Origin of the sequence: Shewanella sp. GD03713 (assembly GCF_029843705.1) — a bacterium.
Taxonomy (GTDB): Bacteria; Pseudomonadota; Gammaproteobacteria; order Enterobacterales; family Shewanellaceae; genus Shewanella.
The window spans coordinates 1,330,652-1,345,600 of the sequence record NZ_JAOCIW010000001.1; the positions used below are offsets into that span (position 1 = coordinate 1,330,652).

General features: G+C 47.4%; 11 protein-coding genes. 7 read left to right on the forward strand and 4 right to left on the reverse strand.

Annotation, left to right across the window (positions count from 1 at the left end; translation table 11 throughout):
• The first annotated feature begins 328 nt into the window (after positions 1-328).
• Complete coding sequence (locus N5E87_RS05905; RefSeq protein WP_011716249.1) at positions 329-874, forward strand: cysteine hydrolase family protein; 546 nt, start codon at positions 329-331, stop codon at positions 872-874.
• A 55-nt stretch (positions 875-929) separates the two neighbouring features.
• On the opposite strand, the gene N5E87_RS05910 is transcribed toward N5E87_RS05905, so the two are convergent.
• Positions 930-1,652 (reverse strand): YebC/PmpR family DNA-binding transcriptional regulator, encoded by a 723-nt coding sequence (locus N5E87_RS05910; protein WP_011716250.1) that lies wholly within the window; start codon positions 1,650-1,652, stop codon positions 930-932.
• A gap of 390 nt (positions 1,653-2,042) precedes the next feature.
• Between N5E87_RS05910 and N5E87_RS05915 the strand changes: the two genes are divergently transcribed.
• Both N5E87_RS05915 and N5E87_RS05920 read left to right on the forward strand, forming a co-directional pair.
• Positions 2,043-3,614, forward strand: coding sequence for a methyl-accepting chemotaxis protein (locus N5E87_RS05915; protein WP_261731573.1), 1,572 nt, complete (start codon positions 2,043-2,045; stop codon positions 3,612-3,614).
• A 315-nt stretch (positions 3,615-3,929) separates the two neighbouring features.
• A complete protein-coding gene (locus tag N5E87_RS05920; protein ID WP_011621944.1) occupies positions 3,930-4,154 on the forward strand; it encodes a TIGR02922 family protein in 225 nt (74 codons plus the stop codon).
• Positions 4,155-4,258: 104 nt separating this feature from the next.
• On the opposite strand, the gene N5E87_RS05925 is transcribed toward N5E87_RS05920, so the two are convergent.
• Positions 4,259-4,840, reverse strand: a complete 582-nt coding sequence (locus tag N5E87_RS05925; protein ID WP_261731572.1) for a TetR/AcrR family transcriptional regulator — start codon at positions 4,838-4,840, stop codon at positions 4,259-4,261.
• A gap of 128 nt (positions 4,841-4,968) precedes the next feature.
• On the opposite strand from N5E87_RS05925, the gene N5E87_RS05930 reads away from it, so the two are divergent.
• A complete protein-coding gene (locus N5E87_RS05930) occupies positions 4,969-6,036 on the forward strand; it encodes an alkene reductase (RefSeq protein WP_126512726.1) in 1,068 nt (355 codons plus the stop codon).
• A gap of 67 nt (positions 6,037-6,103) precedes the next feature.
• Here N5E87_RS05930 and N5E87_RS05935 read toward each other — a convergent pair whose 3' ends face one another.
• Positions 6,104-8,521 (reverse strand): ATP-binding protein, encoded by a 2,418-nt coding sequence (locus N5E87_RS05935; protein WP_279775170.1) that lies wholly within the window; start codon positions 8,519-8,521, stop codon positions 6,104-6,106.
• A 417-nt stretch (positions 8,522-8,938) separates the two neighbouring features.
• Between N5E87_RS05935 and N5E87_RS05940 the strand changes: the two genes are divergently transcribed.
• Together N5E87_RS05940 and N5E87_RS05945 are read left to right on the forward strand one after the other, a co-directional pair.
• The gene (locus tag N5E87_RS05940; protein ID WP_279775171.1) at positions 8,939-11,575 is read left to right on the forward strand and encodes a bifunctional diguanylate cyclase/phosphodiesterase; all 2,637 of its coding nucleotides are present in this window, start codon (positions 8,939-8,941) and stop codon (positions 11,573-11,575) included.
• Positions 11,576-11,724: 149 nt separating this feature from the next.
• On the forward strand, positions 11,725-12,954 hold the full coding sequence (locus tag N5E87_RS05945) for a DEAD/DEAH box helicase (protein WP_086903177.1): 1,230 nt from the start codon (positions 11,725-11,727) through the stop codon (positions 12,952-12,954).
• A gap of 258 nt (positions 12,955-13,212) precedes the next feature.
• On the opposite strand, the gene N5E87_RS05950 is transcribed toward N5E87_RS05945, so the two are convergent.
• Positions 13,213-13,722: a hypothetical protein gene (locus N5E87_RS05950; protein WP_086903178.1), complete on the reverse strand. Its 510-nt coding sequence runs from the start codon at positions 13,720-13,722 to the stop codon at positions 13,213-13,215.
• A 201-nt stretch (positions 13,723-13,923) separates the two neighbouring features.
• Between N5E87_RS05950 and N5E87_RS05955 the strand changes: the two genes are divergently transcribed.
• Entirely contained in the window at positions 13,924-14,877 is a 954-nt protein-coding gene (locus N5E87_RS05955; RefSeq protein ID WP_086903179.1) for a DUF523 and DUF1722 domain-containing protein, read from the forward strand.
• Positions 14,878-14,949: the final 72 nt, after the last annotated feature.

A 14,949-nucleotide genomic window follows, 5' to 3' on the forward strand; every position in this document is an offset into this window, starting at 1 on the left:
AGTCACTAAACCACTAAGTAACTAAACGACTCAGTCACTAAACTAACTGTCAATGTGGCAAAGATGACACAGTTTCAGCGTCAGTGGCCTCATAAGCAATTTGATTTATTTCATTAAATTGTCATCAAACTTGGCTTGATCTTCTTAAGCTGCTGGCATAATTTGGCTTTATGCACAAATTTGCCGTTTACTTCACCCACACTACGACCACAACTGCTTCGGCGGTGCGTGCGTAGCGATTTGTGCTTCAAAAAATCGATTACTCAACCCCGCCCAAAGTGGCGGGGTTGTTTTTTCCGTCTTTTGGGCAATAACGCTGGAGAATGTGATGGATAACATGAGCTTGCCTAAAACTGCGCTGTTAATTATTGATATGCAGCAGGGACTGTTTTACGCCGATGCGCCGCCCTTTAATCGGGAACAGGTGCTAAATAATATCAATCTGTTAATTGCCAACGCCCGCGAGGCAGGGGCACCGATTTGGGCGGTTCGCCATACCGGGCCGGAAGGTTCACCCATTGCTGCCGGAACGGCAAATTGGCAATTGATAGAATCCTTAGCGATTAATCCGCAGCTGGATAATATCTTTGATAAAACTAAGCCAAGTTGTTTTTATCAAACCGGATTTGCAGAGGCGTTAACCCATGAGGGGATCAGCGAGCTGGTGATAGTGGGGATGAAAACCCAGTATTGTATCGATACCAATTGCCGGATTGCGGCTGAACTTGGCTGGCAGGTGGTGTTAGCCGACGATGCGCACACTTGTATGGATACGGCGCAGCTCTCGGCTGAGGCGATTATTGCTCACCACAATGCCACGCTCCAAGGCGCCTTTGTGCGTTTAGCTAAGAGTGCGGATATCGTATTTCGTTGATGCCCACAAACAAAAACGCAGCCCTTAGGCTGCGTTTTTTGATATCAGAATCAACTTATTCTTGAATGTCTGCGTTGTGATACACGTTTTGTACGTCGTCACAGTCTTCTAATGCGGCAATAAACTTATCGAATGTTGCAACATCTTCGCCTGACACTGGGGTCATGTTTTGTGGTACGAAGGTGATGTTTTCCACTTCGAAGTTGATGTCTGGCATCGCATCGGTCAGTGCAGTTTTCACTTTGAAGAACTCAGTGTGCGGCGCGATAACACTGATCATGCCGTTTTCCACTTCGACGTCGTTTACATCGGCATCGGCCATCATCAGGATCTCGAGGATGGCATCTTCGTCTTCACCAGGGAATACGAAAACAGCAGATTGATCAAACATATGGCCCACAGTGCCTGGGGTGCCGAGTTTGGCATCGTTCTTCACGAAGGCTTGACGCACTTCGGTGAAGGTACGTTTTACGTTGTCGGTTAAGCAGTCCACGATAACCATGCAGTTACCTGGGCCGAAACCTTCATAACGGGCTGTATCATAATCTTCACCGCCGCCACCTTTGGCTTTATCGATTGCACGTTCGATAACGTGTGCTGGCACTTGGTCTTTCTTAGCGCGTTCGATTAAACGGCGAAGTGATAAGTTGCCGTCTGGCTCAACGCCACCTTGCTTGGCGACTACGTAAATTTCTTTACCGTAGCGCGAGTAAAGGCGGGTTTTCTGGCCAGCTGTTTTCGCCATGGATTCTTTACGGTTTTGATATGCTCTGCCCATCTTGATCTCGTTAGCTCAAAAAAATTGCGCCGATATTAGCAGTTTTAAGTCTGATTGTGCAGTCACTCTCGCGGGAATTATTGCGGATAAAGCGATGGATACCACATTTTAAGATGGCATTTATTGCTGACACTTTTGGCTTGGGGAAATAGGCAATTCGGTTATATCTATACTAAGGTCTAATGCCATAAGCGCGATAGAGTGCTGATGATAGCAAGATAGTTTATATTTCCTATGGGCGAATAGTTCAATTTAGTCAGAGGGATAGACTCACTATATCGTTCTCGATCTTGCCTATTTCGCAAAGCTTTGCGAATCGAATGGCAAAGGATAGCCAGTGAATGTCCGCTTCTCTCACTCCCCTAGTGCGTGTATTCAGTGAGAAACATTATGGAATTACAACATAAAGTCGCCATTGCGCTCAGCTTTGTTTTAGTCGTACTCAGTAGCCTTCTTCTCAACGCGATAGCACTGTCTGGTTTCACGCAGGCGCTGATCTTGGGGGGAATTGTCTGTGCTTGGGTGCTGTGGATAGTGCAGCGCTTAGTAAGCCATTACAAGCCCAAATCTGAGCAAGTAACGAAGGCATTCAAATCAGTTAACTCGCCAGAGCATGAGATCAGCGTACAAACCAGTAAGATTGCGATTGGCTCGGCCGAGGTGTCGCATTTTATTGACCTATTAAATAAATCCATCGAGTCCAATGGCGAACATGCCAGTGCCATTGCGGTGGCGGCTTCACAGTTAAGCCATACCACGGCGCTATTAGGTGACAATGCCACGCATATTTTAGGGCAAACTCAAGAGGCGGAGCGTTTAAGTGTGCAGGGGCGTACCCAAGCCCAAAAAGGAGTATCGGCGATTGAATCCCTCAGTGGCGACATCAATACCGCCGCACAGCAGGTGCAAGCACTAAAATCTAAAGCCGAACAAATTCAAAAAATTACCGAGGTGATTAACTCGGTCGCCGAGCAAACGAATTTACTGGCTCTCAATGCCGCCATTGAGGCTGCACGGGCAGGAGAGCAGGGGCGTGGCTTTGCCGTGGTCGCCGATGAGGTCCGCAGCCTTGCGGGCAAAACGGCGGGCGCAACCAAAGATATTGGTAAGATGCTGCTCGAGATCCGCGCCGAAACCGATAAAACCTCGGGACTGATGGAGCGGGTGGTCTCGCAAACTGCCGATGTGGTGATGGCGATGGGGACGCTCGATGGCCACTTTACCGACATTTCGACATCCGTTACCCATTCGGCGCGGGCTCTGGGTGATATGGAAGATTCACTCAAACAATATAACCACACCACCAATGAGATAAGTGGTTCGGTGAGCCAGATCCGCGACTCCCTTAACGTCACAGGCAAGCAAAGCCACAAACTCTCGGAACAGGCGTTTACTCTGTCATTAACCACTGAGGGTATTTTCAGAGCCCTAGCGAATTGGGATACCCATACCTTTGACCAACAAGTGTTATTACTCGCCAATGAAGCGGCTAAAGCCTGTGGCGAAAAACTCTCCCAGGGATTAGCGAATCGTAGTTTTACCGAGACTGAATTGTTTAATCCACAATACCAACCAATTGCGAATACTCAGCCACAAAAGTACAGCACGGCCTTTGACCGCTATACCGATCAACATTTTCCAGCCATACAAGAGCCGATCCTCGCCAAGCACAGTGAGATAGTGTATGCCGGCGCCGTGGATAGAAAAGGTTATTTCCCAACCCACAATAAGCGCTTTAGCCAAGCCTTAACCGGTAAGGTGGAAATTGATATGGTACATAATCGCACTAAGCGTTTGTTTAACGACCCGACCGGAATACGCTGCGGCGCCCATACTGAGCCTGTGCTGCTGCAAACCTATAAGCGAGATACCGGGGAAGTGATGCATGATTTGTCCGTCCCGATTTATGTCAATGGCAAACATTGGGGCGGTTTTAGGGTTGGATTTAAGGCGAAATCTTAATTAGTGTATTTATTCTAGGTTTAGTGCATAACGACGCAGAATAAAATGTTGACTAGTTGTGATCTTTGGCGCGTATTTGCTTAACAGAATAGAAATAGTTTGGCATCTATTTGCCGAAGTGCTTAAATAACTGGATATTCATGGCGCTAAGATTTTCCTAAGGGTTGTATTTAGGCTTGTCGCATGATGTTTTTATAGTTTTTTGATTTTAAAAGGTAAAATGCATCTTGGAGTTTTGTTGTTATAAGAGATGAAGGGAGACTCTTGCCACTTTGATCGATAGCAGTAGATTCTGCTTAATGTGAGTTAAAAGTTATGCAAGCAACACAAGCGACAGTTACCGTTTTGTATTATGACGCGCCAGTCGGGTTAATTATGCACAACGCGGTGTTAGAAGGTTTACCTGTGAGCGATTCCGGTCGTGTGATGATACCTGCGAGTTTTCGTAAGGGAAAATCCATCATCGCCGTGCTTGAAGGTGAGTGTAAAATATTGAACTCACTCGGTGAGCGGGTATTTGCGCAGGCTAATATAGGTTAATAAAAACGAAAAATAGCACTGGCAACACTTGAAACTTAAAGGACGATAAGTGGATTTATCGCCCTTTTTGCGTTTTTGGGGCTGCCTAACTAAGCACGCCGTTTTTATCTGCAGACATCATCAAACAATTTATCGGCCAATTGCTGCAGGATTTCCGCCTGCGGATGGGTATGGGCAAAGGTTCTTAACCCATAAATGCCCATCATCAAGTATTGCGCCCGCTGCTCACTGTTAAGCTCGCCTTGCAACATCCCTTGGGAGGCCGCTAATTCAAATTGTGCCGTCAACGCATACTGCCAAAGCATGAGGTTTTGACTGATAATGTTTTGGATTTCATCATCTTGCTCTGCAATTTCATTTAAGGCTTTAGTGAGCAAACAAGCTTGCTGGCTATCGCAGCTTAAACATTCGACCACGATATTGTCTAAGTAGGTCTTTAAATTCCCCAGCACGGGCCAGCTATTGGAGAAGATAAGCTTGAACTGCTCGTTTCTATCCTGCTGATATTGCTCGATGGCGGCGATCAGCAATCCACGCTTATTACTAAAAGCGCAATAAATGGAGCCGGGATGTAACCCCGTCGCTTGGGTCAGATCCTGCATGCTGGTTTTGGTGTATCCCTTGTGCATAAAGGCGGCCATCGCCCCCCTGAGCACCTGCGCCCTATCAAACTCTGCGTTTCGCATTGCAATCTCACCTTTCACGGATACTTGGGCTGATTCTAACTAATTTTGAACAAACATTCAAAAATGTTCTTGAATGATCGTTCAAATAAGAATATCTTGAATGCACATTCAAGAATGGGGCAACACCAATGACGATTGAACATGCAGCGAATTCCGTGGGTAATTTATTCGATACCTACAAACTTAATGACACTATTACCTTAAAAAACCGTATTTTAATGGCGCCATTAACGCGCTGTATGGCCGATGCGGATTTAGTACCGACCGATGATATGGTGGCTTACTATGCTCGCCGCGCCGAAGCGGGATTGATTATCTCCGAAGCGACGATCATTCGCCCTGATGGTCAAGGTTACCCAAATACGCCCGGGATTTTTAATCAAGCGCAGATCGCCGGCTGGCGTAAAGTGACGGATGCTGTGCATGCTAATGGCGGCAAGATTTTTGTGCAGTTATGGCATACCGGCCGTGTCGCACACCCACATTTCTTCGGTGGCGGCGATGTACTGGCGCCTTCGGCTGAAAAAGTAGAGGGCAGTGTGCCCAGAATGCGTGAGCTGACCTATGTCACTCCAAAAGCGGCAACTCTTGAAGATATTCAGGGCTTAGTCCGCGATTATGCGAAAGCGGCCGAAAACGCGATTGAAGCCGGATTCGATGGGGTTGAGATCCACGGTGCAAACGGATATTTAATCGATGCATTCTTACACCATGACAGCAACCGTCGTACCGATGAATACGGCGGCACACCTGCCAATATGTCACGCTTTGCTTTAGAAGTGGTTGATGCGATTGCGGCGCGTATTGGTAAAGACAGAACCGGTCTTCGTATTTCTCCCGGCGCCTATTTCAATATGGCTGTCGATAACCGTGACCGCGCCGTGTTTGATTACCTGTTGCCTGAGCTCGAAAAACGTGAACTGGCCTTTGTGCATATCGGTATCTTCGACGACAGCATGGAGTTTGATTACTTAGATGGCCGTGTTTCTAGCTATGTGCGTGCTAACTATGGCAAAACCTTAGTGGGTGTAGGTGGTTACAGCGCCCAATCGGCAAGTGAAGCGATTGCCGCCGATAAGTTTGATTTAATTGCGATTGGTCGCCCCTTTATTGCCAACCCAGATTATGTGGCAAGAGTGCGCCAAGGTCATGAATTGGTGACCTATAGCGATGAAATGCTGGCAAGCTTGGTGTAACTCAGAGCAGCAATTACCGATAAAAAAGGGTTAGCTTTGCTAACCCTTTTTGATTTTGGTCCGACTATCAATTGGCTTTAGGGAGCGCCCTCAGGGCATTGAGTTTTTGCTGGGCAATCCCAAATACGCACTCTGGGGCATAATGGCCTGCGTGTTTCCCATCATTGCCTCCTAAGGTCGCTGCCGTTTTACCTAAGAGTAATGCCATAGCTTGGGTGACATGGCTAATTGCCCAAATATGGAATTCTCCACGCTCAACCGCTTCCACAATGTCTTGGCGTAACATGAGGTTGGCGATATTCGACTCGGGAATAATCACCCCTTGGCTCGATGAGCGGCCCTTAATTTTGCACACATCGAAAAAGCCTTCGATTTTTTCATTTACGCCGCCGATGGGTTGCGCCTCACCAAACTGATTCATCGATCCGGTAATGGCAATATCCTGCCTTAAGGGCAACTCACTGATGGCGGAGATAATGGCGCAGCATTCGGCCATCGAGGCGCTATCACCATCTACCCCGCTGTAGGATTGCTCGAAGGTGAGATAGGTGGTGAGGGGGATTTGCGCGGTTTTACCAAGGACCGAAGCCAAATAGGCTGTCAGGATTAACACTCCTTTAGAGTGAATGCGGCCGCCGAGCTTAACCCTATGCTCAATATCCAGCACTTCCCCCTTACCGAAGGCGGTGGTGGCGGTAATACGATTCGGCAGACCAAATTGATGATCTGAGGTTGATATCACAGATAACGCATTGATTTGGCCGACAACTTTATCGTGGGTATTGATTAATGTCGTGCCGTTGATAAAGCTCTCCATAATATTGTCGTGTAGGCGCGAGACCCGTTGCTCTTGGTTTTTCAGCGCCTGCTCTACATGTTGTTTTTCAATACATTGACTTGCGGCGGCCTTAGCGCAGAAGTTTGATTCCCTAAGCAGATTGGCGATGTTTGCCGAATGCAGCGACAGCTTTTGTTGGTCCTGCGCCTCACGGGAGCTGTATTCGATGATGCGTGCGATGGCGCTGCGGTCACAGTGCAGCATATTGTTATCGTGGACTATGCTGGAAATAAATCGTGCATATTGCGCCTCCGAGATATCGGTTCTATCCATCACATCTTCAAAATCGGCCGTGACCCTAAATAACTCACTGAAATCAGGATCATAATGCTGTAAAAGCTGATAGGTTTCGTGATCCCCAAACAGAATGATCTTCACATCTAAGGGAATGGGTTCCGGCGCCAATGAGATAGTGCCCGACAGTGAGACTTCCCGCTCCAAGGAGCTTAAATCTAACTTGCGGGAGCGCAGTGCACGTTTCAAGCCGTCCCACACATAGGGGCGCTCCAGTACTTTGATAGCATCCATCAACAGCACGCCACCGTTGGCCTTGTGTAAGCTTCCTGGGCGGATGAGTGAGAAGTCGGTAAATACTGTGCCCCTAAAGGTGGCGTTCTCAACATAGCCAAACAGGCTGTGGTAGCTTGGGCTTTCTTCGACCACAATCGGGAATTTTTGCTCCCCCTGGCATACGATGACGTTGACCTGATAGCGGCGCGGCATTTTCTTTTCTAGGGAAGCGTAGGCGAGGGCGAGTTGCTCCTCACTCTCCTCAAGGAAAATATCTAAATTACTTAAGATATCCGACTGCATCCCCGTTAAGAAGGCTCTGACTTCGGGCTGATGTTTGTATTTGTCTTTCAAGGGTTTGAAAAAGTGCACCAGCACATCTTTAGCGACTTGTTCGTCGTGTTCCTGTTGGGTATCGCTAAACTCTTCTTCCCATTCGGTATTTTGTCGAATGATGCCGCGAAGTTTAACTTCGAGCCCATTGATATTGCTTTCAAATTGAGCGCGCTCGGCTTCGGTTAAGGCGCCAAAGGAGGCCTCGTCATGGGGCTCTTCGCCATTGAGGGCAACCATTTGATAATCGCCCTGCAGGGTTAAACTGAGGCTAATGTTTTTTTGTTTGGCTTCTTCACTCAGCTCTGTCAGCGCGGCTTCTTGTTTTTGTGCCAGTTGGCTTTTGAGCTTTTCAGCTCGGGCATAATACATTTCGTTATCAAAGGCTAAGGGCAGCGCTTTGACCAGTTTTAGCATGAGTTTTTCGATGGACTTTTTAAACTCTTGCCCCGTTCCGGCGGTCAGCTTGAGCACTTTAGGACTGCGGGTATCGTCAAAGTTAACCACATAGCACCAGTCAAACAGTGACGGTTCAATAGGATCATGGCGATTTAGATAACGCAGCATCATAGTGCGTTTACCTAAGCCGTTTTGGCCAATAGCATAAATGTTATAGCCCTTTTCCTTGATCCCCATGGCGAATTCCACCGCCTGTTGGGCACGTTCCTGCCCAACAATATCGTCGAGTGGCGTGAGCTGAGCGGTAGACTGACACTCAGGGTTAAGCTGTTTAAGTTCGGATTTACGATAAAGCTGTTGACTCGTTAACGGGATGGCGGGTGTTGCTGTGGGCACGGTAGGCATAGAGATCCTTGTTTTTCATCCTGATTATTTCCATTGTAGACAATAGGATAATGTTGTTGTCAATCAAAAGGCGGTAATTTGTCTTTAAATCGGTGTTGTGGCTGACACATGGTTTTTTGTAGATTGATAAGATGAAAAAACATTGCTTTTCATTGTGTTAGATTTACTGGTTTCCTCGTAGCGTTATTTGAAACAAAGTAATCGGCGATTGAGTCAAATATTTATGTATTAGTGAATGACGATGATTGAGTGTCTGCGGTAATATCTACCCAGATGCTGTGCGGGTTAGCGCGTAGAAACGCTTAAAGCGATGAATCTAAGCTGGTGGCTATCAAGGCTGGATTGCGGCGTGTGAAGGTGAGGGCGCGTGATGCCCTCAATCAAAATGGAATTGTAGAGGCTACAGTAAGCAAGCTTATGATTGATGTTGCAATTTCACAAAAACAGTTGACGGATTGGGCAAACGACTTGCAGTTGATTGCCGATATGACGCAGTCGCATGCGGTGATTTTACAAGCCAGCGCGGCGGGTGACTATCGCCTACTCGTACAGTCAGAACAATGTCAACTCGCTGATATTGAAGCCCTTATTAGGCATTTTAATCTCCAAGCGCATTTAAGGTTACATCAAAATGCCACCCCTAAAGTTAAAGTCGCTTCCTCTGCAGACGCTGCTGATAACCCCTTTAATGAATCACGTACTTTTAGCCACCATCAGGTAAATCTGCCTGAGGATATCCGCAGCGGTAGTGCCTATCAGCACGCCCTTATCCAAGATATCAGCGCGAACCAGCAGTGGTGCGACACTGGGCTTGGGAGCTTAATTTACCTGCCGATCCTTTGGACCTCGGGGGCACATTTTGGCGTCTTATGTGTATATCACAGCGATCCTCTACATTTAGGGGATAGGGCTTTGCAACTTGCGTCTCTAACTGTCAATAGCCTGCAACTTAATTTGAGCGAGTGGCTAAAGCTGCAAAAACAGGCGTTGGATATGCAGCGTGGGCAAGTCTATGTGCCCGATGTGATTGACTTACAAACCTTTATCGATAGCTTTGAAGAGCATATTTGGGTCAAAAATACCCAAGGTGTTTACACCATCTGCAATCACAGTGTGGAGAAAGCCTGGGAGCTGCCCCGCAGTGAAATTGTCGGCAAGACGGACGAAGACCTTTTTGGTAAAGAAATCGCCGAGATTTTTCTCAATGGTGATAGGCTTGCCATTGAAGCGGGGACACCGATTATCGTCGCCGAGTGTTTAGACGGTGAAAAACAGAATAAACACTTATGGTTAGAAACCCTTAAAATTCCAGCAATGACCTCTGAGGGCGCACTTGCCGGTGTCATAGGCATGACCCGTAATATCTCCAAGCATAAAGAGGTTGAAGAGCAGCTCACGCTGGCGACCAATGTGTTTAAACATACCCTCGAAGGTGTGGTGATCACCGACAGGCACGGCAATATCACCGATGTGAATGGTGCCTTCTATGAAATCACTGGCTACTCGCGGGAAGAGTTGCTCGGTCAAAATCCACGATTATTTAACTCGGGTCGCCACGAGAAAGCCTTTTTCGATGCCATGTGGAATCACTTACTCGAGACGGGTAAGTGGAATGGCGAAATTTGGAATCGCCGCAAGGATGGCACTATCTTCCCGCAAAATATCACCATCAGCACCATTTATGATGAGTTAGGTGATGTGCGCTATTTTGTGGCGGTATTTTCCGATATTTCCGCTCAAAAACAGAGCGAGGCCCAGCTAGCCCATTTAGCTTATTTCGATCCTTTGACCCATCTGCCAAACCGCATGAAGCTGATGATGCAGCTCAAACAAGAACTCAGACATGCAAAAAGGCTCAATGCCCAACTAGCCACAGTGTTTATTGATGTGGATTTGTTTAAACATATCAACGACAGTTTCGGCCACAGTATTGGCGACGAAATGCTGGTGGAGCTTGCTAAGAGGTTACGCAGTCAGCTGCAAGAGCAAGATGTGTTGTCGCGAATTGGCGGCGATGAGTTTGTGGCGCTGATCTCGGGCATTCAAAGCCATGAGGATGCCGCAGCGGCCATTAACCAATTACGCCAAGTCTTTGAACAGCCCTTTGTGGTGAGTACTGGGGATCATCTGCGTCTGACCGCCAGTATGGGAGTGTCCATCTATCCCGATGATGGCAGTAATGCCGATACTTTGCTGCGTAACGCCGATGCCGCCATGTATCGGGCGAAGAGTGAAGGTCGCAATAACTTTGCTTTTTACACTGAGTCGCTCACTAAGCAATCCTTTGAGCATCTAAAACTGCAGAGCGCACTTTATGGCGCCCTTGAGCAGAACGCTTTGTATTTGATGTATCAGCCTAAATTGGATTTAGTCAGCCGTAAAACCATAGGGGTTGAGGCGCTACTGCGTTGGAATGACCCGATATTGGGGCAAATTTCCCCAGGGGTATTTATTCCCGTCGCCGAGAAAATCGGGCTGATTTACGACATTGGTTTGTGGGTGCTCGAAACCGCTTGCCTTCAAGGCGTGCGTTGGCTTACCGAGGGGAAACCTTTTGGCCGAATTGCCGTTAACGTTGCCGGACAACAGCTACAACGTAGCTCCTTTGTCGAGGATGTGAAACGCATCCTGACGCAAACAGGATTGCCCGCCACTTGCCTTGAGCTTGAAGTGACTGAAAGCGTGATGATGCACAATCCCGATGTGGCGATTCGCGACTTAAAGCTGCTAGGAGATCTTGGCATTGAGCTTTCGGTCGATGATTTTGGAACCGGTTATTCCTCTCTTAACTACCTGAAAAAACTGCCGATTCATAAGCTTAAAATTGACCAATCCTTTGTGCGGGATATTCCCTTCGACACCAACAATACCGCTATCGCTAAAGCCGTAATTGCTCTAGGGCATGCGCTCAAGTTAGAGATAGTGGCAGAAGGGGTCGAGACCCAAGCACAGGCCGAGTTTTTAACCCAAAACCTCTGCGATCAGGCGCAGGGCTATCTATTCAGCCGTCCACTATTACCCGCGGATGTTGAGGCGTTTTTAGCGAAAGCCTAAGCGCGTCTAGTGAAAGTCTGAGCGCGTCTATCGACCATAAGGCTGATTAGGCACGATTAACGCCGTGAGCAACTGACAGATGCAATGCAACTGGTCGCTCTAGCGGCTGTCTGTTAACATGGCGCCATTATTGTTTTTGGTGATCTTCCATGTCTTTTAGCGCGCTTTCCTTACATTCTCAGCTAGTGACTACCTTAGCCGAACTTGGCTATCAGCAGCCCACGCCTATCCAAATTGAAGCCATTCCCGCTATTTTGGCAAAACAGGATGTGATGGCGGGCGCACAAACGGGAACGGGAAAAACCGCAGCCTTTGCTCTCCCAATTTTGCAGCAATTACTCCTCGATAACCAAAACCTCGATGCACCCAAAAATATTCGAGCCTTAGTGCTTGTGCCCACTCGTGAGTTAGCGGTGCAAGTGCAGCAGAGTTTTGTGAAATATGCCAAAGGCACTGACATTCGTATCGGGATTGCCTACGGCGGCGTGAGTATCGAGGCTCAGCAAGCCGAATTTAAGGCCGGCATCGATGTGCTTATCGCGACGCCTGGGCGCCTGCTCGATCATCTGCGTCAAGGTGCACTTAATCTTAAGCGTTTGAGTGTGCTGGTATTTGATGAAGCCGACCGTATGCTCGATATGGGATTTATGGATGAAATCAAAGCCGTGCTCAAGCAAGTGCCCGCGCAGCGACAGACATTGCTGTTCTCGGCCACCTTAGACGATTCGATTTTCGGTTTCAGTAAAAATCTGTTGCGTGATCCTAAGCTTATCGAAGTCGCGAAACGCAATACCACGGCCGCACAGGTGGAGCAGCGGGTTTATGCCATCGACAGTGATCGTAAAACCGAGTTTGTCAGCCATTTAGTACGCAGCAAAAATTGGCAGCAAGTGCTGATCTTTAGCCGCACTAAGCAGGGTGTCGATAAGCTGACCACTCAGCTCAATCAACTCGGGGTGGCAACGCAGGCATTTCACGGTGACTTATCCCAAGGCGCAAGGGAGAAGGTTTTAAAGGACTTTAAACAAGGACTAGTGCAGGTTTTAGTCGCGACCGATGTTGCCGCTCGTGGCCTCGATATTGCCGACTTGCAGTATGTAATTAACTTCGAACTACCCTTTATTGCCGAAGATTATATTCACCGTATCGGTCGCACTGGGCGTGCGGGTAGTGCTGGTTTGGCGATTACGCTGTTTAGCCAAGAGGATGCACTGCTGCTTGAAGAGGTCGAAGCATTGCTCGATAAACGCCTGCCGCAGCAATGGTATCCCGGCTTTGAACCTGATTTTAATAAAATGGAACCCGAGCCAAGACGCAATAGTAAAGCGGCTCAAAAACAGCGAGCTAAGAAGCGCGCCTTAGGCGGTAAGAAACGCTAGTTTGCTATCGGGTATGGCTTAGCTTGTGGGTTGAAAGCGTTATCAAAAGTCCTGATTTAGATACTTATCCGCCCCAGAGATGGGGCGGATTTTTGTTTTTCAACCGTTGACGATTCTGCGGTTTTCTTGCGCGGCAGTTTACTTATCTTTCACTGTTCTCACGCTCACTGGCGTTTTGGATTGCATCTCGCTCATTGTGTGTCTGGTGAGTCGCTTATCAAGGTCTTTTTTCAGATTGTTAGCTTTGAACGTTAAGCATTAACTAAAATAGACTTCAGCTTGATTATTGCGTTGCCGCTCTTCATTTTTTTCAGTTGCTTCTTTAATTAGCTCAGCTTTTTGGGCTTCGAGTAGCGCTATCTGCTTGGCCTTTTCTTCCTCGGATAAGCTGTCATTGGCGGCAATTTTCGCCATTTCTTCTTCTAGTTGCTTCAGTTTTTCCCTGTCGACTCCGGTGCGTTTATCGAGGATAGCCTGCATGGCTTCCGCTAATCTGTCTTCGGGTTTTGCGCTCTCTTCTGTACCGGCAATATTTTGCACATTGCTGGTGTAATGTTGTTTGGCATTGGGCGCAAGCTGGCTATAGGTATCACTGGTTTCAGCGCTTCGAGTCACGCTGCCCGATAGGGTGACAGTATCTTGCGGAGCTGTCATTTGAGGGCTCGAACTTTCCGAAGTGCTTGGTACGCCCTGCGTTTGTTGAGTCTGAGCCGATTTTAGCTGGCTTAGTGCAATGGCTGCATAGCTATTGGGATTGATGACCGTCATTTCCTTATTCTCCCTCGTCGATGTTTACTTCCTGATGCCGCGCCAATGGGGCGAATAAACTAAGCAATATCAGGGCCAAGCCCTAGTGACTTTCGTTGGATTTTTAGCGTCAGAAAATTTTTATAAAAATTTGTACAAAAACTTGATCCTTGTACAAGAATGGTCCGTAATATTATTTAAAGTGATACAAGGAATAGCATTATGTACAAGTTTAATCCGCAGCGAATTCAAATTGGGATCAGTGCCTGCCTACTAGGGGAGAAGGTGCGCTTTGACGGTGGGCATAAAAATTCTTCCTATTGTAATCAAGAGATTGCCCCCTTTTTTGATTATGTTTCCTTGTGTCCAGAAATGGCGATTGGCCTAGGTGCACCGCGAAAAAGCATTCGATTAGTGCGCGATGGTGAGCAGATCCGAGTGCAGAGTGGTGATGGCAGCTTAGATGTCACCGACAAACTCAATCGCTTTAGCGAGCAAAAGGTTGAGGAATTAGGCTTTTTAGGCGGTTACTTACTCTGTGCCAAATCGCCGACCTGCGGTATGGAACGGGTGACTGAGTACAAAATCGGTACCAATAATGGCACTAAATCAGGCATTGGGGTGTTTGCCCGTAAATTAATGGAACGCTATCCCTACCTCCCCGTCGAGGAAGAAGGTCGCCTGCACGATATGGTGCTGCGGGAAAACTTTTTTACCCGAGTCTATGCCTATCACGACTGGCATAAGATGTGTCATGAGGGCCTAACCAAGCACAAGTTAGTGAAGTTTCATTCCCGCTATAAGTATCTATTGATGGCCCATAGCCCAAAATGGTATCGAGAGCTTGGGCCGATTGTGGCCAATATTGAAGACTTAGATCAAACCGCCGAGCGCTATTTTGCGGGTTTTATGACCGCCTTAAAAATCAATGCGACCCGTCGAAACCATACCAGCACCTTACAACATATTCAGGGCTATTTTAAAAAGCATTTGAATAAGGAACAGAAGTTAGAACTATCTGAAATGATTATGAAATATCGCCAAGGACTTCTCCCTTTGCTGGTGCCTATCACTTTGATTAACCACTATTTGCGCCAATTCCCCACCCCCTATATTGAGGATCAAGTGTACTTAAATCCCCATCCCGAGGAATTGAAGCTGCGCTATGCCTATTAATCACAGTTAGCTGGCGAAAATACGCACTTGAACGATTAGATAATGCATTAAGATTAACGAGTTAAGTTATTG

Bases quoted from the DNA above. Each gene is read 5' to 3' on its own strand.
- N5E87_RS05955 (WP_086903179.1), top strand. From the start codon at position 13,924: ATGTACAAGTTTAATCCGCAGCGAATTCAAATTGGGATCAGTGCCTGC.
- N5E87_RS05935 (WP_279775170.1), bottom strand. From the start codon at position 8,521: ATGCCTACCGTGCCCACAGCAACACCCGCCATCCCGTTAACGAGTCAA.
- N5E87_RS05925 (WP_261731572.1), bottom strand. From the start codon at position 4,840: ATGCGAAACGCAGAGTTTGATAGGGCGCAGGTGCTCAGGGGGGCGATG.
- N5E87_RS05945 (WP_086903177.1), top strand. From the start codon at position 11,725: ATGTCTTTTAGCGCGCTTTCCTTACATTCTCAGCTAGTGACTACCTTA.
- N5E87_RS05910 (WP_011716250.1), bottom strand. From the start codon at position 1,652: ATGGGCAGAGCATATCAAAACCGTAAAGAATCCATGGCGAAAACAGCT.
- N5E87_RS05940 (WP_279775171.1), top strand. From the start codon at position 8,939: ATGATTGATGTTGCAATTTCACAAAAACAGTTGACGGATTGGGCAAAC.
- N5E87_RS05950 (WP_086903178.1), bottom strand. From the start codon at position 13,722: ATGACGGTCATCAATCCCAATAGCTATGCAGCCATTGCACTAAGCCAG.
- N5E87_RS05905 (WP_011716249.1), top strand. From the start codon at position 329: ATGGATAACATGAGCTTGCCTAAAACTGCGCTGTTAATTATTGATATG.
- N5E87_RS05930 (WP_126512726.1), top strand. From the start codon at position 4,969: ATGACGATTGAACATGCAGCGAATTCCGTGGGTAATTTATTCGATACC.
- N5E87_RS05915 (WP_261731573.1), top strand. From the start codon at position 2,043: ATGGAATTACAACATAAAGTCGCCATTGCGCTCAGCTTTGTTTTAGTC.
- N5E87_RS05920 (WP_011621944.1), top strand. From the start codon at position 3,930: ATGCAAGCAACACAAGCGACAGTTACCGTTTTGTATTATGACGCGCCA.